This is a genomic window from uncultured Aquabacterium sp. (assembly GCF_947366995.1).
In the GTDB taxonomy this organism is placed as follows: domain Bacteria; phylum Pseudomonadota; class Gammaproteobacteria; order Burkholderiales; family Burkholderiaceae_C; genus Aquabacterium.
Window position 1 is genome coordinate 1 of the sequence record NZ_CANBCC010000051.1, and the last position, 20,875, is coordinate 20,875.

Genomic DNA, 20,875 nt, shown 5'->3' on the forward strand with positions numbered 1-20,875 from the left:
CGCTCTTCCGATCTGATGGCCTCGTCCAGCGAATCGACCACCTTGACCGCGATCACCGGGGCCAGGTATTCCTCGAACCAGTCCTGCTCGGTGGCATCGACCACCTTGGCACCCGGCACGTCGGCGAGGATGGCCTTGGCGCGCGCATCGGCACGCATTTCCACGCCCTTGTCGGCAAACACCTTACCAATGCGGGGCAGGAAGGCCGCGGCCTGCTGGCTGTGCACCAGCAGCGATTCGGTCGCGTTGCAGGGGCTGTACTTCTGCGTCTTCGCGTTGTCGGTCACCTTGACGGCCAGATCGAGGTCGACCTCGCTGTCGACATAGGTGTGGCAGTTGCCGTCGAGGTGCTTGATGACCGGCACGCGGGCTTCGTTGCTGATGCGCTCGATCAGGCCCTTGCCGCCGCGCGGGATGATGACATCGACGTACTGCGGCATGGCGATGAGCTGGCCCACGGCCGCGCGGTCGGTGGTCTGCACCAGCTGCACGGCGTTGGCGGGCAGGCCCACCTGCGTGAGCGCGGCCTGCACCAGCTTCCACAGCGCCAGGTTGGAGTGGATGGCTTCCGAGCCACCACGCAGCACGCAGGCGTTGCCGCTCTTGATGGCCAGCGAGGCGGCCTCGATCGTCACGTTGGGGCGTGACTCGTAGATCATGCCGAACACGCCGATGGGCACGCGCATCTGGCCCACGCTGATGCCGGTGGGGCGGCGGCGCACGTTGGTGATCTCGCCGACCGGGTCGGGCAGGGCAGCCACCTGTTCGCAGCTTTCGGCCATGGTCTCGATGACCTTGTCCGTCAGGCGCAGGCGGTCGACCATGGGGGCGGCCAGGCCGTTCTTTTCAGCGGCGATGATGTCGGCCTCGTTGCGGGCCTTCAGTTCGCCTGCGTGGGCGCGGATCTGGCCGGCCAGGGCCAGCAGCACGTTGTTGCGGGCGGCCGTGCTGGAGGCGGCCATGGCCGTGGCGGCCACGCGGGCGGCGCGGCCCACGGCGTCCATGTACTGGTCGACGGGCAGGTCGGCCGACGGGGCGAGGGAGGTGGCGGCGGTGTTCATCCGGCTATTGTCTCGCACGGGCCCGGGTGTTGCACGCCACCGGCTTGCGCCCACTTCAAAGGGGACCGGGTGACGCCCGTGTCGTCCCTGCAGCCCATTTCCCGCGATGGTCGAGCGGTGGCGCGACGTATCCTGCCGCCATGCCCCCGCGCGAGCAAATCATCCACATCCACCCCGAGGCGCCGCCCAAGCCGGCGGAGGGGCAGCCGTGCAATGGCTGTGGGGTGTGCTGCCTGGCGGAGCCGTGCCCTGTGGGTGTGCTGGTGAGCCGTCGACGCACCGGAGCGTGTGCGGCGCTGCAATGGTCGGATGCGGGCCGGCGGTATGTGTGCGGCCTGATGGGAGAGACCGACGTGGCGCCCACTGCCACGCGGCCGGCCTGGCCTCGTCGGCTGTGGCGCCATTGGGTGCGCCGGGTGATCGCGTCGGGCATCGGCTGCGACGCGGGCCTGGTGGTCAGCGGCCCTGCTGCTGCCAGGGGTGAGGGGAACAAATCGTGCTGAAGTGCACGGTTGGAAGTGCCCTGTTCGGTGCATTGCCGGCCGACCGCTTGCCTAGGATGACCGCATTGATTCCTGGAGCCGATTCATGCGCAAGAAGTTGTTGCAGCACACCCTGTTCGCCGCCATCGCCGCCTGGGCCCTGACGCTGGCCCATGGTGGCTCGACGGCGACGCCGGATCGGTTGGCTGTCCACGCTCCGGCCGCATGGGCCGTACCCTGAGCCGCCCGGCGGATGCACCGAGTAGGTCGGAAGGCCGCCGGCTCAGCGCCAGCCGAACATCATCGAGCGCGCCACCAGGCGCTTGACCGGGCCGAGCGCCTGCACGGCACCCAGCCCGAGGCCGCGCGCCGTGGCCAGGATCGGCGCGGGCCACGTGAAGCTCCGCGCTAGGAAATCGGTGGTGGCGAGCAGCGCCCAGCGGTCGGGCTGACGGCGGCGCTCGAAGCGGCGCAGCGCGTGCTGCACACGGCTGGCGCGTGCGGTGGCATCGAGTTGCAGCGCCCCTTGCGTGCCGGCGGTCGGCGCCCAGGTTTCGGCCTTCAGCGCGGCCAGCAGCTCGTGCACGTCGCGCATGCCGAGGTTGAAGCCCTGGCCCGCCACCGGGTGCATGGTCTGCGCGGCATTGCCGATGCGGACCACGGCGCTGTCTTCCACCAGGCGGCGGTGGGCATTGAGGCCCAGCGGAAAGTCCTTCAACGGCGACATGGCCAAGAGCTGCCCCACGTCCGGGTGGAAGACGGTGTTGAGCAGCGTGAGCCGCTGCGCCGGGGTCAGTTCAAGCACAGGGTCATCGGCTGCATTGACGCACCACACGAGGGCCGCGCGCCGCCCGACCGGGCCACCGGGCTCGATCGCGCCATCGGGCAGGGGCAGCAGCGCCGCCGGGCCTGAAGGCGTGAAGCGCTCGAACGCCGTGCCACGGGTGCCGGTGTCGTCCAGCAGCACCTGGCCCACCCAGGCGGTCTGGTTGTAATCGTGGCTGACGCCGCGCGGCCATTGCAGCTTGGCCTGATCGGAGAAGACGCCGCCTTCTGCTACCACGGCGAGGTCGAAGCGCTCGGCAATGTCGGCGTCGATCTCCACCCCTTCGGCGCCCAGCGGCTTGAAGCCTCGCACCGGCGTGTCGAAGCGCATGGCCAGGCGGTGCGGTTCGGCGGCGGTGGCGGCCTGCCAGGCCTGCTGAAGCGGCGCCACCAGCGTGCCGTAGCTGCACACCACACCCAGCCGTGGCACGCCTTGCTCCTGCGCGGTGATGCGCACCTCGGGTTGCTGCGCACCCGGCCACAGCACGGTGGGCTGTTGCTGCGAGACGTGCACTTCGCGGATGGGGGCCGTCTGGCCGGCCTGCTCAATGGCATCCCACACGCCCATGCGCTGCAGCTCCTGTACGGTCCCGAGCGACAGGGCGAGCGTGCGTGCATCGCCCGAGATGTCCTTGCTGGCGCTGCGGGCGTCGAACACGGTGATGTGGGCCTTGGGCAGGGCGGCGGCGGCCTGCAGGGCCAGGCTCAGCCCGGCCGGCCCGGCGCCGATGATGGCGAGACTCAGCGTGGGCGTCGGCGTGGCGTGTGGCGCGTGCTCAAGGGGGGCGGTGTGCGGGCTGCTCATGGCGGTGGATCAGGAGGCCTTGGATTTGCCATTGTCGGCCACCGGCCGTCGACCCGCCAGCCACTGTGGCGCCCCGGATGCGCCCGGCCTGCCTTCCTATAATGACGCGTTCCGTTACCTTCCAACCCTCCGCGCTTGTGACCGCTTCCACCACGCCATCCAGCTACCGAGCCCTTGCCGCCGCCGACATGGCCCTGGTGGACGAGGTCATCCACCAGCGTCTGGCCTCGAAGGTGGCGCTGGTCAACCAAATTTCGCACTACATCGTGAGTGCCGGCGGCAAGCGCGTGCGTCCGATGCTGCTGCTGCTGGTGGCCGGTGCGCTCGGCGAGGACACGCCGCACCGTCACGAACTGGCCGCGGTGGTCGAGTTCATCCACACCGCGACGCTGCTGCACGACGACGTGGTCGATGAATCCGATTTGCGTCGGGGCCGCAAGACGGCCAATGCGTTGTTCGGCAACGCGGCCAGCGTGCTGGTGGGCGACTTCCTGTACTCGCGCGCCTTCCAGATGATGGTGTCGACCAACCGCCTGCGCGTGATGGAGGTGCTCGCCGAGGCCACCAACGTGATCGCCGAGGGCGAGGTGCTGCAGCTGATGAACATGCACGACCCCGACATCTCGGTGGACGACTACCTGCGCGTCATCGAATACAAGACCGCGAAGCTGTTCGAGGCCAGTGCCCGCCTGGGTGCCGTCATTTCGGATGCGCCGGCCGAGATCGAGGAAGCCTGCGCTTCGTACGGCCGCGCCATCGGCACAGCCTTTCAGCTGATCGACGACCTGCTGGATTACGAAGGCAGCACGGCCGAACTGGGCAAGAACATCGGCGACGACCTGCGCGAAGGCAAGCCGACCCTGCCGCTGCTGGTGGCCATGCAGCGTGGCACGCCCGAGCAGTCGGCCCTGATCCGCGAAGCCATCGTGCACGGCGAGGTGGAACGCATGCCGCAGATCATCGAGATCGTGAAGGCGACGGGGGCACTGGAAGCCACGCGCGAGGCCGCGCACGCGCAGGCCGAGGTGGCAAAACGTTGCCTGGATGCACTGCCCGCCTCGAAGTGGCGAGAAGCCATGCTAGAATTGCTGTCTGACTCGATCAAGCGCTCTTCTTGAGCCGCTGATCAGAGACGGGGTGTAGCTTAGCCTGGTAGAGCGCTACGTTCGGGACGTAGAGGCCGGAGGTTCGAATCCTCTCACCCCGACCAGGAACACAAAAAAGCCCAAGTGATGCGTCGCTTGGGCTTTTTGCATTTCCGACTGTTGCGAATTTCATGGTGACGCTTGAACGGCGGTCCGATCTGCCCGCAATCCCTGCGACAAAGTTGCCAGAAAGCCGGATTTCGGACAATGACACACTGTTACGCGTGACAGGCATGACGTCATAGTGGGTTTCTCTCGTACAGGAAACGCACCATGTCTTTCTTCCACAAGTTGAGCCTGAGCGCGCGGCTCTACGTTGTCTCTTTGACGTTGATTGCGGCCCTGGTGGCCGTGACCGCCAGTGCTTGGCAGCAGTTGGGTGAAGTGCAGGGGCTGACGCACCGCACGGGCAACGTCAAGGTGCTGCAGCTCAGCCTGATCGCCAGCACCGAGCTGAAGGTGTCGCAGGCGCTGTCGGACATCCGGCAGGCTATGCTGGCCAAGAGCCCGGAAGAGATCGAGCAGGCGGCCAGGGCCGTGCAGCAGAAGCGCGAGCAGATCTCGAAGAACGACGCCGACTTTCTGGCCGAGATCACCGACCAGGCCGGGCGCGACGCCTTCAAGCGCGACTGGCTGGACCTGCAGGAGGTGTCGTGGCCGGTGGCCCAGAAGAACCTCCAACTGGTCAAGGACGGGCAGCAGGAGGAGGCCCTGGCGATGCTGGCCCAGACCACCACCCCGCAGTTCGCCAAGATCCAGAAGTGGTTGAGCGAGGAGCGCGATCGCCAGATCAAGGTCCTGGGGCAGGATGTGGCCACCATCGGCACGAACGTGGACAGCACGCGTCTGCAGCTTTCCGGCCTGGTGGCGGCAGTGGGGGGCGGCTTGCTCGCTTTCTCTTGGTACATGGCCCGCTCGCTGCGCGGCCGCGTGGCCCAGGCGCAGACGGTGGCTGACCGCGTGAAGGAAGGCGACTTCTCGGTGCCGGTGGCAGACGAGGTGCGTGACGAGTTCAGCCCGCTGCTCGGCGCCATGGCTGCCATGCAGGCCTCCCTGACCGACGTGGTGTCGCAGGTGCGTCAGAACGCCGAAGGGGTGGCCACGGCGAGCGCCGAGATCGCGCTGGGCAACCAGGATCTCAGTCAGCGCACCGAAGAGCAGGCGACGGCGCTTCAGCAGACGTCGGCCACCATGAGCCAGTTGGGATCCACCGTGCGCAACAACGCGGACAGCGCGCAGCAGGCCAACACGCTGGCGCAGGGCGCATCGGCGGTGGCGGCCCAGGGTGGCGAAGTGGTGGGCAAGGTGGTCTCGACCATGCAGGGCATCAGCGACAGCAGCCGCAAGATCGGCGACATCATCGGCGTGATCGATGGCATCGCCTTCCAGACGAACATCCTGGCGCTGAACGCCGCGGTGGAGGCCGCACGGGCCGGCGAGCAGGGCCGCGGCTTTGCCGTGGTGGCGTCCGAGGTGCGCACGCTCGCACAGCGCAGTGCCGAGGCGGCCAAGGAGATCAAGACACTCATCGGCCGCAGCGTGGAGCAGGTGGAGCAGGGCACCGTGCTGGTGGACCAGGCGGGCAAGACGATGGACGAGATCGTCGGCTCCATCCGCCGCGTGAGCGACATCGTCGCGGAGATCACCTCGGCGACGGTCGAGCAGAGCTCGGGCATCCAGCAGGTGAGCGACGCGGTGGGGCAGATGGACCAGGTGACGCAGCAGAATGCCGCGCTGGTGGAGCAGAGCGCCGCCGCCGCCGAAAGCCTCAAGGGCCAGGCCCAGCAGCTGGTGCAAGCCGTGGCGGTGTTCAAGCTGTCGCAAAAGGGGATGGCCTCGTCCTACCAGGCAGCACGCAGCGTTGCTGGCCTTGGACAGGCCCCGCGTGCCGCGGTGCCCGCCCCCGTCGTGGCGAAGCCGCCCCGGCTGACGTCAACCCCGACAAGCACCCCCGCTGCCGCCTCGAACCCGGCTCCGGCTCCCGCCCTGGCGAACGCCGATGCCGACGATTGGACGTCCTTCTGAACCTGACCTGACTGGCACGGCAGTGGACCTCAGCGGTCGCCCGCCCGCCGCTGGCGTGCCTGGCGAACCGCAAGCCAGCATGCCCCCAACATGAGGCCGGCGGCCGCCAGGCTGCCGCGGTGGGTGTCGAGCCAGTGCTGCACGCTGTGCGGCGTGGCCTCGGCGTCGAACCGGCCGTGGGCGCCGTGGTCGCCGGGCACGGGTTGCCAGAGGTTGTCCTGGTGTCCGGGCGGCAAGGGCTCAGCGGTCAGCTGCCCGTTCACCGCGCGGCGGCCAAGCAGGCGATCGAGCACGCCGGGCATCACCAGGGTGCCGAGCATGGCCTGCACCGCGGGCCAGCCCACCCACACTTCGCGCCGCCGGTGGGTGGCGGCCCAGTACACGGCGCGCGCGGCCAGCTCGGGCTGGAAGACCTTGCCCATCGGGCGGGGCCGCCAGCCGAATGCCGTCCTGCCCCAGTCGAACTGCGGGGTGTTGAAGGCCGACAGCTGCACCATCGTGAGGTGAACAGGGCTGCGCTCGTGAACCAGTTCGCACCGCAGGGCGTCGGTGAACCCGCGAACCGCAGCCTTGGCCCCGCAGTAGGGCGCCTGCAAGGGGATGGAACGGTAGGCCAGGGCCGAGCCCACCTGCACGATGGTGCCATGGCCCTGGCGCTTCATGTGGCGCAACGCGGCCAGCGTGCCCCAGACGGTGCCGTGGTACGTGACGTCGGTGGCGCGCTGGAAATCGTCCGGCGAGATGGAGAGCACGTCGGCAAACAGTGTGGCCATCGCGTTGTTCACCCAGACGTCGATGCGGCCCCACGCGCGGATCACCTCGTCGGCCGCGGCTTCAACCTGCCGCGGCTCGGCCACGTCGGTGGGGATCACGAGGGCTTCGCTGCCCTGGTGTTCGACATCGCGCTGTGCACCGGCCAGGCCGTCGGCACCGCGGGCCAGCAGCGCCACCCGCCAGCCGTGGCGCGCGAACTCGGTGGCCACAGCCCGTCCCACGCCGGCCGAGGCGCCGGTGATGACGACCACGGGCTGAGAGGCAGGTGCTGTGGTGGCAGCACGCGCGGCTGGCTGCGCGACCGGACTGGCGCGGCTTGGCGTGGTTTCAGCGGGCATAGCAAAACGGTGTGGATGCAGATTGCCATCGGTCAGCAAGCCGCGCGCCCGTCAGCGCGGGGCTCCCAGGGGGCGCCCGATTCAGGTTGTGCCGTCCGCCACAGCGGGCGCGGCGGCCACGCTGGTCTCGGCCGGCAGCCACAGCGTCACGGTGGTGCCCACGCCCCGTTCGCTGTCGAGCTCCACCTGGCCGCCATGCAGTTCGACGATCTCTTTCACCAGCGCGAGGCCCAGGCCGGTGCCCGGGATGTTGCCGGAGGCATCCGCGCGGAAGAAGCGCTCGAAGGCGCGCTGGGTGTGCTCCGGTGTCATGCCGATGCCGTGGTCGCGCACCACGATCGCGATGCCTGCCCGACCACTGCGCTGGGCCTGGTTCACGCTCAGGCCGATGTCGCCACCTTCCGGCGAATACTTGTAGGCGTTCGACAGCACGTTGGTGACCGCATGCTGGAGCTTGGCCGCATCGACCAGCGCAGAGGGCAGGGCCGTGTCCACCTGCAGGGCCACGCGGCGGTCGTCGCCGGGCACCATGTGCGAGGCCACGATGTGGCGCATCAACTCGCCCACGTCGGTCGAGGCCAGCTGGAAGTCCTTGCCCTTGCGCGCTTCGATGCGGGCCAGGTCCAGCAGCTCGTTGATCATGTTGGTCAGCCACACCGACTGGCGGTTGATGGTCTGCAGCAGATCGCGGGTGCGCTCTTCGTCGAAGCGGCGCATCAGCAGCAGGTCTGAAAAGCCGCGGATGCTGGCCATCGGGGTGCGCAGCTCGTGTGCGGCGGTCGACAGAAACTCGCTCTTCATGCGGTCGACCTCGGTTTCGCGGGTGATGTCGCGCAGGTGCAGCACGCGCGACACGTTCTGCGCCGTGCACTGTCGCGTGGTGCATACCAGCACCCGCTGCGGCGGGCCGCGCAACACCAGCACCTCGCTCTCGTCTTCGGGCCCGGCGCTCCAGTGCGCCATGCCGGGCGGGTTGCGCTGCTCGATGCACTGGGCCAGTCGGGCGTCGAAGTCGTGGACGTCCAGCCCGGTCACCTCGTCCACCGTGAGCCCGGTCAGGCGCTCGAAAGACGGGTTGCACGACACGACCCGGCCGGCCTTGTCGAACGAGACAAAGCCATCGGGGCTCAGCGCAAAGATGGTGTCCAGGCGGGCAAACTGGTCGCGCAGTTGTGCCTCGGCGGCGCGCTGCTCGGTGATGTCGCTGATGACGCCGATGTAGTGGGTGACCTCGCCCGTGCGCTCATGGTGCACCGGCGCGATCGACAGGTCGTTGTCGAAGCGGCGACCGTCCTTGCGGTAATTGCGCAGCAGCACGCGGCAGGGTGTGTGGTTGGCGATGGCGTCGCGCAGGATGGCCAGCCCCGGCTGCTCACGGTCGTCGCCCTGCAGGAAGCTGCAAGAGCGGCCCAGAACCTCGTCGCGGCGGTAGCCGGTCACGCGCTCGAAGCCCTCGTTGACGAAGGCCAGCGGGGCATGCGGCTTGCGCACATCGACCAGCACGATGCCGTTGGTGCTGGCGTCAATGGCACGGTCGCGCAGACGCAGCTCGGCGGTGGCCTGCTCGCGCCAGGCCTCGGCCCGCACCATGCCGGTGATGTCCGACAGGGTGCCGTCCAGGCGAACCGGCTGGCCGTCCGGGTCGCGCACGATGTTGAGCCGGTTGAGCAGCCAGCGCGGGCCGCGGTCGTCACCCGGCACGGCAAGCCGAACGGCCGCGCTGCCGGCCTTCATGGCGTGGGCAATGGCCCCGTCCAGTGCGCGCAGGCCGTGTTCGTCGAGCAAGGTCTGCATGGTGGCGTGGACCATTGGCGTGCGGCCCGCCGGGAGGCCCAGCAGTGCGTGCACGGGGGGGCTGGCAAACAGCAGGGTCTGCCGGTCGATGCTGAGCGAGTAGACGCCGTCATGCAGGCTGGCCAGGATGCTGTCGAGGCGTTCCTTGGCGTGGGCCAGCTCTTCGGTGCGATGCGCGACGGTCTGCTCCAGCCCGCTGTGGGCGGCCTGCAGCCGGGTGAGCATCATCTGAAAGCTGTGCGCCAGGCTGTGCACTTCGGCCCCGCCGCGGCGCAGTTGGTCGGGCGAGAGCTGCGGGATTTCGTCCAGGCCGTCCCGCGTGACGCGGCAAGCGGCCTTCTTGAGCGCCTGCAGCGGCTCGATGGCGGCGCTGGCATACCGCTCGACCCAGCGCCGCGCCACACGCAGCACGATGGCCGTCAACAGCCCGTATGCCAGCCCGACCCACAGCACAGGTTGCAGGGCGTGGAGGGTGGTCTCGAAGACTTGGAGCGTGAACGCGTGGCTCGCGCCGTTGTCGCGCGTGCGCAGTTGCACCGGCCAGGAGACCGAGAGCTCGCTGCCGAGGCGTTTGCCCGTGCTCGACAAGACCTGGGCGCCACTGCGGACCTCGCCCCGGTAGTCGGGCGGGATGGTGCTGAGCGGCTCCTTCAGCAGCTGCGCCAGGTCCAGCTCGCCGACCAGCGCCCCCTCGGCCGAGGCGGTGGCCTCGAAGAACACCGGGTAGGCCAGGATGAGCCGCCAGCGGCCATCCCGCTGGCGCAGCTGCTGCTGCAGTTGGCCGGCGACCACGCTGCGGGTGGCGATCTCCTGTATGTCGGGATCGGCCTTGTCAGCGCGAGGCGTTGCGGCGGAGCTGCTGGCCAGGGGGCGCCCCAGGTGGTCCGTGAGCCACACCGAGTCCACGGCCGGGTGGTGGCGCCGGTGTTCCGCCAGGGCGGGGCGGATGTAGGCGTCACGGCCGGTCGGATCCACCAGCGCATTGCGCACCAGCGAGCGCTGCGACAGGTCCGCCAGCCCCAGCGTGGCGGTGTCGAGTGCGGCCGACAGTTTGAGCCGCACTTCCTCCCCGTGCGAGCGCAATTCGGCATCCGCACGCTGCAGCAGCAGCCACACGATGAAGGCGAGCGACACGCCGCCGATGAGCAGGACCACCAGGGTCACCAGCCGCCGCGCGCCGATCGACAGCCGGGTACCGAGGCTGACGGCGCCACCCAGATCGGGCGGCTCGGCCAGCGTGGACGAAAACAGCGAACTGGGGGAGTCGTCCATGAGCACAGACCTCAGGTCGGATGGCGCGAGGCGCGCTGCAGTCGCCCCTCAGCATCCCACCGCGCCAGGAACACGTCCGAGGCGTGCAGGGCCTCGTGGCGCTCGCGGGTGAAGGCCGGCGTATAGCGGCGCACCACGCCCTCCACCGGGTCGAGGTTCTCCAGCGCATCGCGGACCGCCTCACGCCGCGTCGTGCCGGCGCGGGTCACGGCACGGTGCAGGATCAGCATGGCGTCGTAGGCATGGCCCAGCCCCACCAGCGAAGGCACGCGCTGCGGGTCGGCCACCCCCATGCGCTCGGCCGCGCGCTGCTGCAGGCGCCGGCCCCGCGGCGTGCGGGCCATCTGCAGCGCGGCAGTCTGCACCACGCGCAGGTCCAGCTCACCGAGCGCCGGGCCCACCAGACGCGGGAAGTCGCCCCCGGCAATGCCCCAGTGGCTCAGGATGGGCAGACGGCTGGGTGGTGGCAGGCTCAGCATTTCACGCATGAGCAGCACCCCCTCGGGCTCGTTGGCGACGAGGACGAGGGCCTGTGCGCCGGCCTGCCTCAGGTTCAGCACGTGGTCGATCAGAGACGTCTCGCCGCCCCAGTTGTACCAGCGGGCCGGCAGCACGCGGATCGCCCGATGCCGTGCGGTGTATTCCTCGACCACCTTGTGACAGCTGCGCCCCCACCCGGAATTCGGCAACATGAGCCCCACGCGCTGGCGCCCGTCGGCACCCGCGGCGTCCAGCAGGGTCTCCATGGCCCAGGTGTCATTGAGCGAAACCCGGAACGACCAGTCCGGCTGGCGCGTCGGGTCGAGCACGGTGTTGCCGGCGGCCCAGGGGCTGAAGACGGGGCACTGGAGTGCGGGCGCCACCTGGCCCATTTCCGTGAGCACCGGGCTGAAGCGGCTGCCGAACACGCCGACCAGATCGGGCAGTGCCGCCAGCTCTCGCAGGTTCTCGACGCCCCGGCTCGGCACGCTCCGGTCGTCTCGCACCTCGAGCAGCCAGGGTCGGCCCAGCACACCCCCCGCGGCGTTGAGGTCTTCGATGGCCAACTCCAACCCCAGGCGGACGGCATCGTCGCTGGTGCTGGAGGTCATGCGGAGTTCGGCGGTCATCCCCACACGCACCGGCGAAGCCGCGGCCAGCGCGGCCGGCAGGCAGGCAGGTGCAGCGAGGGCGCCACCCAGCCAGCGCAGAGCGCGGCGGCGGGGGCGATCGAAGGAGGCAGCCATGGCGGGCATCCCGGTTGGATGGCCGGCAAACTGCACCAGCCGTTATCGCCCTATCGGCTGCCCCGGGTCAGACTTGAGGCCAACCCCAGCCAAAGGTGGACATCGACAGCACGCCGTGCGTGGTGTCGGCTGCCAGGCTGATGAAGGCGTCGTCGTGGCGGCGCGCGCCGAGCGCCACCAGCAGGGGCAGGAAGTGCTCTTCCGTGGGATGGGCCCGTGCGGCATGCGGCGCGTGCTGGCGGTAGGCAATCACGGCATCGTCGTCGCCCCGCGCCACGGCGTCTTCCACCCAGCGGCTGAACTCGGCCACGTAGGGCGCGGGGGCGGCGTCGCCCCACTGCACCTCGCGCAGGTTGTGCGTCATGCTGCCCGAGCCGACGATGAGCACGCCTTCATCGCGCAGAGCCGAGAGCGCGCGCCCGAGCCGCCAGGCCTCCGCTGGCCCGTAATGCACGGGCAGCGACACCTGGAAGACCGGCAGCGGCGCAACGCCATCGGCCCCGGCGGGCAGCAGGTGCATCAGCGGCACCCAGGCGCCGTGGTCCAGCCCGCGGTGATCGTCGCCCGCCACGCGCAGGCCGGCGCAGGCCAGTGTCTGCATGGCCTTGCTTGCAAAGGGCAGGGGATCGGGCACGGGGTACCGCAGACGGTACATCGCCTGCGGGAAGCCGCCGAAGTCGTGCACGGTCTCGGGTTGGCGCGACAGGGTCACGGCCAGTTCCCGGGTCTGCCAGTGCGGCGACACGACCAGCACGGCTCGGGCGGCGTGCTGCCTCTGGCCCAGTGCCGTGAGCGCCGGGCCCAACTGGCCGGGTTCGAGTGCGAAGGTCGGCGCACCGTGGGACACGAAGAGAACGGGGGCAGGGGAGTTCATGCCCCCACTGTATTGCGGCCCCCGGCGGGCATCATGGCGTGGCGGCTGACGGCTTCATTGCAAACTTTTGAACGCCGCGCTGCCAGCGCGCCAGCGAGAGCCCTTCCACATCGATGGCCGGGCGCCGCCCCATCACCAGGTCGGCCAGCACGTCGGCCGAGCCGCAGGCCATCGTCCAGCCCAGCGTGCCATGGCCGGTGTTGGTCCACAGGTTGCGGAAGGCGGTGGCGCCGACCAGGGGCGTGCCATCCGGCGTCATCGGGCGCAGGCCCGTCCAGAACTGGCCGGTCTCCATCACGCCGCCGCCCGGGAAGAGGTCGTTCACCACCTTTTCCAGCGTGGCGCGCCGGCGTGGGTCCAGCCGCATGTCGAAGCCGGCCAACTCCGCCATGCCGCCCACGCGCAGGCGACGATCGAAGCGCGTGATCGCCACCTTATAGGTCTCGTCCAGCACGGTGGACACCGGTGCGCGGGCCTCATCGGCCAGCGGCAGCGTCAGCGAGTAGCCCTTCACCGGGTACACCGGCAGATCCAGCCCCAGTTCGTGCAGCAGGGCGCGGCTGCCGCAACCCAGCGCCACCACCACCTGGTCGGCCGGCAGGCGGGCCTCGTCGGTCAGCACCGCACGCACCTGGCTGCCCTGCGTTTCGAGCCCCTGCACGTGCACCCCGAAGCGGAACTGCACACCCAGCGCCCGGGCCTGTTCGGCCAGGCGGGTGGTGAACAGATGGCAGTCGCCGGTTTCGTCGTTGGGCAGCTGCAGGCCGCCCGTAAGGCGGTCGCGCACGGCGTGCAGAGCGGGCTCCACGGTGTGCAGCGCCTCGCGCGTCAGCAGGCGGTGCGGCACACCGAGCTCGCGCAGCACGGCCACATCCCGCTCGGCGGCCGCCAGCTGCGCCGCGGTGCGAAACAGCTGCAGCGTGCCCAGGCTGCGCGCCTCGTAATCCAGCCCCAGTTCGGCTCGCAGTGCGCGCAGCCGGTCGCGGCTGTATTCGGCCAGCCGCATCATGCGGGTCTTGTTGACGGCGTAGCGGTCGGCGCGGCATTCCATCAGCATCCGGGCCATCCACTGGGCCTGGAACAGCGTGCCATCGGGTCGGATTGCCAGCGGCGCGTGCTTCTGGCACAGCCATTTCAGCGCCTTCAGCGGGATGCCGGGGGCCGCCCACGGCGTGGCGTACCCTGCAGAGACTTGCCCCGCGTTCGCAAAGCTGGTTTCCAGGGCGACGCCGGGCTGGCGCTCCAGCACCGTCACCCGGGCGCCGGCCCTCGCCAGACTGAAGGCGGTCGTGGTGCCGATCACCCCACCTCCCAACACGATCACGTCCATGTCACACCCCTCACGGGCCGTCCACGGCCCACGGCTTCACTGTAAGAAATCGGGTGTGGGGCTTTTCCCTGACTTTGTTGCCATGGCAGGCGCTCTGCAGTGAAAATCACTGCCAAACAAAGTCACGCGGGGGAAAGCCACCATGACCCGAGAACTCGATCGACTGGACCGCCGCATCCTCGCCCACTTGCAGCGGGAAGGCCGGCTGTCGATGACCGAACTGGCCGAGCGCGTGGGTCTGTCGCCCACCCCGTGCACCGAGCGCGTGCGCCGCCTGGAACGCGAGGGGGTGATCACCGGCTACCACGCACGCCTGAACCCCGCCGCCGTGGGCCAGGCCATGCTGGTGTTCGTCGAACTGAAGATGGCGATCAAGTCCGACGAGGTGTTCAACCAGGTCAAGGCCCAGATCGGCCACGTGCCCCACGTGCTCGAGTGCCACCTCGTCTCCGGTGACTTCGACTTCCTCGTGAAGGCCCGCATTGCCGAGATGTCGCAGTACCGCCGGCTGCTGGGTGAGATTCTGCTCAAGCTGCCGGGTGCGACCGAGTCGCGCAGCTACGTGGTGATGGAAGAGATCAAGGAAACGCTGGTGCTGCCGGTCGAGGGCTGAACGCGCGGCCTACCGGGTTTCGCTGCAGTGCAGGTAGCCTTCCACGGCGTCGGTCCAGGCGGCCTGCGTGTCCAGGTCTTCATGCAGCGGGGAGGTCGGTGCACGCCCATGCAGTGCCGCCTGCGTGGAATGCAGCCCGTGCTGCACCATGTAGCTCGGAAAGTAGGCCGGCGGGCCGGCGCGCTGCACCATGGCGCACAGTTGCAGCTTGCCCAACTCCGAGCCTGCCATGTGGCGCAGATGCTGCCGGAAGGCGTGGCTGAGGTGGCCGTCTATGGCCATGCGCATCACCGACACGGCCTGATGGGCTGACTCGTCTTTCACCCGAAGGATGTCATAGCGACCGTATACGCCGGCCAGCACGAACATGTTCGTGGCCGCCTCGAAGGTGGCCGGCTGCTTGGCGCATTCGACCGCGCCCAGATACAGGTTCACCGGGGTGTATCGGCTGCCGAGGGCCTTGCCGGCCGAGCAGGGTACGGGTTGCGCATCCGCGGGGCGCTCCTCGGCGCGCGCGGTGACCAGCGCGCTGGACAGCAGGATGGCAAGCAGGCAGGACTGTGAGCGCATGGAAGGCTCCGTGATGGTGCCGGGGTGGCAACAAGGGGTTGCCTCGCCACCATCCTAGGCCCAAGCGCACCCTGTGCTTTGCGACAGCGCAAGCCGTGCTGACGCCGCTCGCCTGACGGGGCGGCGCCCCATAAAAAAACCCGACCACCAAGGGTCGGGTTTTCGGGTGTGTGGTGGAGCCGGGGGGAATTGAACCCCCGTCCGTAAGCCATCATCGAGCAGTTCTACATGTGTAGCCGTCTGATTTGGATCTCACCAACCTGATCGCGCAGCGGCACGCTACCAGGTCAGCCAGTCACTGAATCTCGACCTGAACCGAGTGACCCGGCTCAGACCCAGCCTATGTGAATGACCTCTCAGTCTTTGTCTTGCGACTCAGACACAGCCCATAGGCCAACTGTCGAGAGGCTCACCGGTGTTAAGCGGCGAGTGCGAACGATTCGTCGTTTGCAGTTACTTTGTTTCCAGATGGATTTACGAGGTGGCTGGTCCTCGACATGCCCTGTCCCGAATCCGCACCCACGTCGAAACCAGGTCGGCCCCAGGAAAAGAAGACCATTGTAGGCCGGATCGTCCGACCTTGCTGGTCTGGATGGAACATGGGGCTGTGCAGCCCCGTTTCAAGTGCCCCGACGCAAGTCAGCTGCGGTAGTCGGCGTTGATGCTCACGTAGTCGTGCGAGAGGTCGCAGGTCCACACGGTGGTCTGCGCCGTGCCGCGGCCCAGGTGCACGCGGATGCCGATTTCGCTCTGCCTCATCACGCGCTGGCCGTCTTCCTCGCGGTAGGCCGGGTTGCGGCCGCCCTTGGTCACCACGTGCACGTCGTCCAGGTGCATCTCGATCAGGTTCTGGTCGAGGTCGTCAATGCCGGCATAGCCCACTGCGGCCAGGATGCGGCCCAGGTTGGGGTCGGAGGCAAAGAACGCGGTCTTGACCAGCGGCGAATGGGCGATGGCGTAGGCCGCCAGTGCACATTCGGCTTCGTCGCGGCCACCTTCGATGGTGATGCTGATGAACTTCGTTGCGCCTTCGCCGTCGCGCACGATGGCCTGGGCCAGCTTCTGCGCCACCTCGATGAGCGCGGCGCGCAGCACCTGGGCGTCGGCCGAGTCGAGGCTGGTGATCTCGGCGTGTTTCGCCTGGCGCGTCGCGATCAGCACGAAGCTGTCGTTGGTCGAGGTGTCGCCGTCGATGGTGATGCGGTTGAACGAGGCGTTCGCTGCCTCGGTCACCAGTGGCTGCAGCAGGGCCGGCGCGATGTTCGCGTCGGTGGCCAGGTAGCCGAGCATGGTCGCCATGTTGGGCTTGATCATGCCGGCGCCCTTGCTGATGCCGGTGATGGTCACGGTCTGCCCGCCGATCTGCACCTGTTTCGACGCGCCCTTGGGCAGGGTGTCGGTCGTCATGATGCCTTCGGCGGCCACGGCCCAGTTGTCGGCTTTGGCATCGGCCAGCGCGGCGGGCAGGCCGGCTTCGATGCGCTCCACCGGCAGAGTTTCCATGATGACGCCGGTCGAGAACGGCAGCACCTGCTCGGGCGAGACATTCAGCAGGCGGGCCATGGCGATGCAGGTCTGGCGCGCGCGCACCAGGCCGTCCTCACCGGTGCCGGCGTTCGCGTTGCCGGTGTTGATCACCAGCGCGCGGATGTCGGCGTTGGCCGCCAGATGCTCGCGACACAGCTGCACCGGCGCCGCGCAATAGCGGTTCTTCGTGAACACGCCGGCCACGGCGCTGCCTGGCTCCAGCGTGATCACCGTCAGGTCGCGGCGGTTGGCCTTGCGCACGCCCGCCATCGTGATGCCCAGTTTCACGCCGGGAACCGGGTGCAGGTCAGCGGGTTGGGGAGCAGACAGATTGACGGGCATGGCGGTGTGTGGGGGACTCGTTCAGGACCCCGGGATTGTGCCGCAACACGCCGACCCGAACGGCATGGCGCACGGTGGCGCCATGCGGCCGCCTCAGCAGGGTGCGCTCCGCCGGCGCGCCAAGCCGCCCAGCACCGCCAGACCCGCCACAGCCAGGGCGAGGCTGGACGCCTCGGGCACCGGCGCGGCCGTGAACGACAAAGGCTTCATCGCAAAGCCGTCTGTCACCCCGTTGCCTTCGACATAGAAGTCGATCACGTTGCGGCCCGCCACGAAGCCGCTGCTCACCGTGACCGGGTCGCTGAAGCCGTACGTGAAGCCGCCCGGCCACACGCTGGACTGGAAACTGCCGCCGTTCAGTCGGAACTTGGGCACCCAGGTGCCGCGGTCGGCGAAGCCCTGTCCGGAGTCGTCGCCGGCCCATTGAAAGCGGAGTTCGGCGGTGCTCGCGTCGTACCCAGTGAGATCGAACTCCTGACGGAACACGAAAAACGTCCAGTTCCCCACCGATCCGAAGTTGGAGCCATTGGCGGTGTTGGCGATCCAGCCAATGCCATCGGTGCTGCGCCCGGTGATGGCGACGGCGTCCTGGAATGTGCTGGTCTGGAACGATGTGGCCTGCCCGTCCGGTTGGTGGAAGTTGACCGCCACCTGCCAGCGCGACACGTCGGAGGTCGAAGCCACATCCGGCGCCGCATGGGCGGTTGCGGTGAGGGCGGTGAACGCGGCAAAGGCGGCGGCGCGCACCAGGTGAGCGCGGCTTGCCGACAGGGGAGTGCGGGGTGTCATGTGTGAAACCGTTCACGAGTGGAGACGATTTCAGTGGACGCGCCTGTCCGGTGGGATGCAATCCCCAGGCTGATCGCCTCGCCCCTGGTCCTGCAGGCTGTTTGATCGACCTCAAATGAAAAAAGCCCTGAACCGGCAGGTTCAGGGCTGCAGCTGTCAGGCACTGGATCAGGCCAGCTTGCCGTGGCAGTTTTTGTACTTCTGGCCGCTGCCGCAGGGGCAGGGGTCGTTGCGTCCCACGCGAGGCAGGGCGTCGGCCTGCGTGGTGGGGTCGGCTTCTGTGGCCACCGAGCCATCCTCGTTCGGATGGGTGTAGGTGACGTTGATGAAGCTCTCGCCCTGGTTCTCGATGGCCTGGGCAGCCTGTGCGGCTTCCTCGCGGCTTTGGATGCGCACCGTCATCAGCGTGCGGGTCACGTCCATCTTCACCACGTCCAGCAGCTGGCCGAACAGCTCGAAGGCCTCGCGCTTGTATTCCTGCTTGGGGTTCTTCTGGGCGTAGCCGCGCAGATGGATGCCCTGACGCAGGTAGTCCAGCGCGGCCAAGTGCTCGCGCCAGTGGCTGTCCATCGACTGCAGCAGCACCATGCGCTCGAAGCCGGCAAACTGCTCGGCGCCCACCAGTGCCACCTTGGCCTGGTAGGCCGCCTCGGCCGCAGCCAGCACGCGTTCCAGCACGTCGTCGTCTTCCACCGAGGTGGCGGTCTCGACCCACTTCACCAGGTCAACTTCCAGCTGCCATTCGTCGGTCAGCACGCGTTCCAGCGTCGCCAGATCCCACTGCTCTTCCAGGCTGTTGGCGGGCACGAAGGTTCGCACCACGTCGGTGATGGCGCCCTTGCGCAGGTTGGCGATCGATGCAGCCACGTCCACCGATTCGAGGATCTCGTTGCGCTGCTGGTAGATCACCTTGCGCTGGTCGTTCGACACGTCGTCGTACTCGAGCAGCTGCTTGCGCATGTCGAAGTTGTGGCCTTCGACCTTGCGCTGGGCGCTTTCGATCGAACGCGTGACGATGCCGGCCTCGATCGCCTCGCCTTCGGGCATCTTCAGGCGGTCCATGATGGCGCGCACGCGGTCGCCCGCGAAGATGCGCATCAGCGGGTCGTCCAGCGACAGATAGAAGCGCGACGAGCCCGGGTCACCCTGGCGGCCGGCACGGCCACGCAGCTGGTTGTCGATGCGGCGCGATTCGTGGCGCTCGGTGGCGATGATGCGCAGGCCGCCCAGCTCCTTGACCTTGGCGTTCAACTCGGCCTGTTCCTTGCGCAGGGCTTCGATCTTCGCGGCCTTGGCGGCCTCATCGAGCGACGCGTCGGCTTCGATCAGCTGCACGTCCTTCTCGACGTTGCCACCCAGCACGATGTCGGTGCCGCGGCCGGCCATGTTGGTGGCAATGGTGATCATGCCGGGGCGGCCGGCCTGGGCCACGATGTCGGCCTCACGGGCGTGCTGCTTGGCGTTCAGCACCTGGTGGGGCAGCTTCTCGCGGGTCAGCAGCTGCGAGATCAGCTCCGAGTTCTCGATCGACGTGGTGCCGACCAGCACGGGCTGGCCGCGGCCGTGGCACTCGCGGATGTCGGCGATGATGGCCGTGTACTTTTCCTGCGCGGTCTTGTAGACCAGATCGAGCTGGTCCTTGCGGGCCAGCACGCGGTTCGGCGGGATGACGATGGTTTCCAGACCGTAGATCGACTGGAATTCGTAGGCTTCGGTGTCGGCCGTGCCCGTCATGCCGGCGAGCTTGCCGTACATGCGGAAGTAGTTCTGGAAGGTGATCGAGGCCAGCGTCTGGTTCTCGGCCTGAATGTGCACGCCTTCCTTTGCTTCCACCGCCTGGTGCAGACCATCGGACCAGCGGCGACCCGACATCAGGCGGCCGGTGAACTCGTCGACGATGACGACTTCGCCGTTCTGCACGACGTAGTGCTGGTCCTTGTTGTACAGGTGGTGGGCCCGCAGCGCCGCATACAGGTGGTGCATCAGCGAGATGTTGGCCGCGTCGTACAGCGAGGCGCCTTCGGCCAGCAGACCGGCTTCGCCCAGCAGGCGCTCGGCGTTCTCGTGGCCCTCTTCGGTCAGGAACACCTGGCGCGACTTCTCATCGGCCGTGAAGTCGCCCGGCTCGATCACGCCTTCGCCGGTGCGCGGGTCGGCCTCACCGATCTGCTTCTTGAGGTGCGGCACCACGGCGTTGATGCGCACGTACATCTCGGTGTGGTCTTCCGCCTGGCCCGAGATGATCAGCGGGGTGCGGGCCTCGTCGATCAGGATGGAGTCCACCTCGTCGACGATGGCGTAGTTCAGGCCACGCTGCACGCGGTCTGCCACCTCGTAGACCATGTTGTCGCGCAGGTAGTCGAAACCGTATTCGTTGTTGGTGCCGTAGGTGATGTCGGCGTTGTAGGCCTCCTGCTTCTGCTCGCGGGGCATCTGTGGCAGGTTGATGCCGACGGACAGACCCAGGAAGTTATAGAGCTTGCCCATCCACTCGGCGTCGCGGCGGGCCAGGTAGTCGTTGACGGTGACCAGGTGCACACCCTTGCCGGTCAGGGCATTGAGGTAGACGGGCAGGGTGGCGGTCAGCGTCTTGCCTTCGCCGGTGCGCATTTCGGCGATCTTGCCGTTGTGCAGGGCCATGCCGCCCAGCAGCTGCACGTCGAAGTGGCGCATCTTGAAGACGCGCTTGGAGCCTTCACGCACGACGGCAAAGGCCTCAGGCAGGATGGCAACCAGCGATTCGCCCTTGGCAATGCGCTGCTTGAACTCTTCGGTCTTGGCGCGCAGCTGCTCGTCGCTCAGGGGCTCGAAGGTGGGCTCCAGCGCATTGATCTTGGCCACCGTGCGACGGTATTCCTTCAGCAGGCGCTCGTTACGGCTACCAAAAATCGAAGTGAGAAGCTTGGGCAACATGGAGGAATCTATCCAATCGATCGGCTTTGCACGCCGGCTGGCGGGGGCACCTTGCCCCAGTCAACCAAAGCGAAAAAGTGTAGCACCCGGGGGTGACGCGCCTGCGACGGTGGCCGGCGCCGCTGCGGGGGGCTTTCCCCGCCCCGGTTTCGGGGGGAAGGTGGGCAGGC

Annotated in this window: 16 protein-coding genes, 1 tRNA gene and 1 other RNA gene; 6 read left to right on the forward strand and 12 right to left on the reverse strand. The window is 68.3% G+C overall.

Annotation, left to right across the window (positions count from 1 at the left end):
• On the reverse strand, positions 1-1,004 hold a 1,004-nt coding region (locus Q0Z44_RS13095; RefSeq protein WP_298013490.1), incomplete at its 3' end, for a glutamate-5-semialdehyde dehydrogenase.
• Between the two features lie 197 nt (positions 1,005-1,201).
• Between Q0Z44_RS13095 and Q0Z44_RS13100 the strand changes: the two genes are divergently transcribed.
• Positions 1,202-1,564, forward strand: a complete 363-nt coding sequence (locus Q0Z44_RS13100) for a hypothetical protein (RefSeq protein WP_298013442.1) — start codon at positions 1,202-1,204, stop codon at positions 1,562-1,564.
• An 85-nt stretch (positions 1,565-1,649) separates the two neighbouring features.
• Positions 1,650-1,784 (forward strand): hypothetical protein, encoded by a 135-nt coding sequence (locus tag Q0Z44_RS13105; RefSeq protein WP_298013444.1) that lies wholly within the window; start codon positions 1,650-1,652, stop codon positions 1,782-1,784.
• A 42-nt stretch (positions 1,785-1,826) separates the two neighbouring features.
• On the opposite strand, the gene Q0Z44_RS13110 is transcribed toward Q0Z44_RS13105, so the two are convergent.
• On the reverse strand, positions 1,827-3,173 hold the full coding sequence (locus Q0Z44_RS13110; RefSeq protein ID WP_298013446.1) for an FAD-dependent monooxygenase: 1,347 nt from the start codon (positions 3,171-3,173) through the stop codon (positions 1,827-1,829).
• Between the two features lie 137 nt (positions 3,174-3,310).
• Between Q0Z44_RS13110 and ispB the strand changes: the two genes are divergently transcribed.
• The 3 genes from ispB to Q0Z44_RS13125 all read left to right on the forward strand — a co-directional run bounded on the left by ispB (position 3,311) and on the right by Q0Z44_RS13125 (position 6,343).
• On the forward strand, positions 3,311-4,291 hold the full coding sequence (ispB, locus tag Q0Z44_RS13115; RefSeq protein WP_298013448.1) for an octaprenyl diphosphate synthase: 981 nt from the start codon (positions 3,311-3,313) through the stop codon (positions 4,289-4,291).
• 15 nt (positions 4,292-4,306) lie between these two features.
• Positions 4,307-4,383, forward strand: a tRNA-Pro gene (locus Q0Z44_RS13120).
• Between the two features lie 208 nt (positions 4,384-4,591).
• Positions 4,592-6,343, forward strand: coding sequence for a methyl-accepting chemotaxis protein (locus tag Q0Z44_RS13125; protein WP_298013450.1), 1,752 nt, complete (start codon positions 4,592-4,594; stop codon positions 6,341-6,343).
• A 29-nt stretch (positions 6,344-6,372) separates the two neighbouring features.
• Here the strand turns inward: Q0Z44_RS13125 and Q0Z44_RS13130 are convergent, their stop codons facing one another.
• The 5 genes from Q0Z44_RS13130 to Q0Z44_RS13150 form a co-directional block, all read right to left on the reverse strand.
• A complete protein-coding gene (locus Q0Z44_RS13130) occupies positions 6,373-7,455 on the reverse strand; it encodes an SDR family oxidoreductase (protein WP_298013452.1) in 1,083 nt (360 codons plus the stop codon).
• Between the two features lie 81 nt (positions 7,456-7,536).
• On the reverse strand, positions 7,537-10,521 hold the full coding sequence (locus tag Q0Z44_RS13135) for an ATP-binding protein (protein WP_298013454.1): 2,985 nt from the start codon (positions 10,519-10,521) through the stop codon (positions 7,537-7,539).
• A gap of 11 nt (positions 10,522-10,532) precedes the next feature.
• Entirely contained in the window at positions 10,533-11,747 is a 1,215-nt protein-coding gene (locus Q0Z44_RS13140; protein ID WP_298013456.1) for an ABC transporter substrate-binding protein, read from the reverse strand.
• Positions 11,748-11,814: 67 nt separating this feature from the next.
• Entirely contained in the window at positions 11,815-12,621 is an 807-nt protein-coding gene (locus Q0Z44_RS13145; RefSeq protein ID WP_298013458.1) for a class III extradiol ring-cleavage dioxygenase, read from the reverse strand.
• Positions 12,622-12,652: 31 nt separating this feature from the next.
• On the reverse strand, positions 12,653-13,951 hold the full coding sequence (locus Q0Z44_RS13150) for a D-amino acid dehydrogenase (protein ID WP_298013460.1): 1,299 nt from the start codon (positions 13,949-13,951) through the stop codon (positions 12,653-12,655).
• Positions 13,952-14,093: 142 nt separating this feature from the next.
• Between Q0Z44_RS13150 and Q0Z44_RS13155 the strand changes: the two genes are divergently transcribed.
• Complete coding sequence (locus tag Q0Z44_RS13155) at positions 14,094-14,564, forward strand: winged helix-turn-helix transcriptional regulator (RefSeq protein WP_298013462.1); 471 nt, start codon at positions 14,094-14,096, stop codon at positions 14,562-14,564.
• A 9-nt stretch (positions 14,565-14,573) separates the two neighbouring features.
• Here Q0Z44_RS13155 and Q0Z44_RS13160 read toward each other — a convergent pair whose 3' ends face one another.
• From Q0Z44_RS13160 to secA, 5 genes are all read right to left on the reverse strand, one after another.
• Positions 14,574-15,134 carry a hypothetical protein gene (locus tag Q0Z44_RS13160; protein ID WP_298013464.1) on the reverse strand — a complete coding sequence of 187 codons (561 nt, stop codon included), beginning with the start codon at positions 15,132-15,134 and terminating at the stop codon, positions 14,574-14,576.
• Positions 15,135-15,305: 171 nt separating this feature from the next.
• Positions 15,306-15,677: a transfer-messenger RNA gene (gene ssrA / locus Q0Z44_RS13165) on the reverse strand.
• Positions 15,678-15,773: 96 nt separating this feature from the next.
• Complete coding sequence (gene argJ / locus Q0Z44_RS13170; protein WP_298013466.1) at positions 15,774-17,003, reverse strand: bifunctional glutamate N-acetyltransferase/amino-acid acetyltransferase ArgJ; 1,230 nt, start codon at positions 17,001-17,003, stop codon at positions 15,774-15,776.
• Between the two features lie 93 nt (positions 17,004-17,096).
• Positions 17,097-17,792: a PEP-CTERM sorting domain-containing protein gene (locus Q0Z44_RS13175; protein ID WP_298013468.1), complete on the reverse strand. Its 696-nt coding sequence runs from the start codon at positions 17,790-17,792 to the stop codon at positions 17,097-17,099.
• Positions 17,793-17,960: 168 nt separating this feature from the next.
• Positions 17,961-20,705 carry a preprotein translocase subunit SecA gene (secA, locus tag Q0Z44_RS13180; protein WP_298013470.1) on the reverse strand — a complete coding sequence of 915 codons (2,745 nt, stop codon included), beginning with the start codon at positions 20,703-20,705 and terminating at the stop codon, positions 17,961-17,963.
• Positions 20,706-20,875 lie beyond the last annotated feature (170 nt).

Coding starts and splice junctions, on each gene's coding strand:
- Q0Z44_RS13100 (WP_298013442.1), top strand. CDS start 1,202: ATGCCCCCGCGCGAGCAAATCATCCACATCCACCCCGAGGCGCCGCCC.
- Q0Z44_RS13105 (WP_298013444.1), top strand. CDS start 1,650: ATGCGCAAGAAGTTGTTGCAGCACACCCTGTTCGCCGCCATCGCCGCC.
- Q0Z44_RS13110 (WP_298013446.1), bottom strand. CDS start 3,173: ATGAGCAGCCCGCACACCGCCCCCCTTGAGCACGCGCCACACGCCACG.
- Q0Z44_RS13125 (WP_298013450.1), top strand. CDS start 4,592: ATGTCTTTCTTCCACAAGTTGAGCCTGAGCGCGCGGCTCTACGTTGTC.
- Q0Z44_RS13130 (WP_298013452.1), bottom strand. CDS start 7,455: ATGCCCGCTGAAACCACGCCAAGCCGCGCCAGTCCGGTCGCGCAGCCA.
- Q0Z44_RS13135 (WP_298013454.1), bottom strand. CDS start 10,521: ATGGACGACTCCCCCAGTTCGCTGTTTTCGTCCACGCTGGCCGAGCCG.
- Q0Z44_RS13140 (WP_298013456.1), bottom strand. CDS start 11,747: ATGGCTGCCTCCTTCGATCGCCCCCGCCGCCGCGCTCTGCGCTGGCTG.
- Q0Z44_RS13145 (WP_298013458.1), bottom strand. CDS start 12,621: ATGAACTCCCCTGCCCCCGTTCTCTTCGTGTCCCACGGTGCGCCGACC.
- Q0Z44_RS13150 (WP_298013460.1), bottom strand. CDS start 13,951: ATGGACGTGATCGTGTTGGGAGGTGGGGTGATCGGCACCACGACCGCC.
- Q0Z44_RS13155 (WP_298013462.1), top strand. CDS start 14,094: ATGACCCGAGAACTCGATCGACTGGACCGCCGCATCCTCGCCCACTTG.
- Q0Z44_RS13160 (WP_298013464.1), bottom strand. CDS start 15,134: ATGCGCTCACAGTCCTGCCTGCTTGCCATCCTGCTGTCCAGCGCGCTG.
- argJ (WP_298013466.1), bottom strand. CDS start 17,003: ATGCCCGTCAATCTGTCTGCTCCCCAACCCGCTGACCTGCACCCGGTT.
- Q0Z44_RS13175 (WP_298013468.1), bottom strand. CDS start 17,792: ATGACACCCCGCACTCCCCTGTCGGCAAGCCGCGCTCACCTGGTGCGC.
- secA (WP_298013470.1), bottom strand. CDS start 20,705: ATGTTGCCCAAGCTTCTCACTTCGATTTTTGGTAGCCGTAACGAGCGC.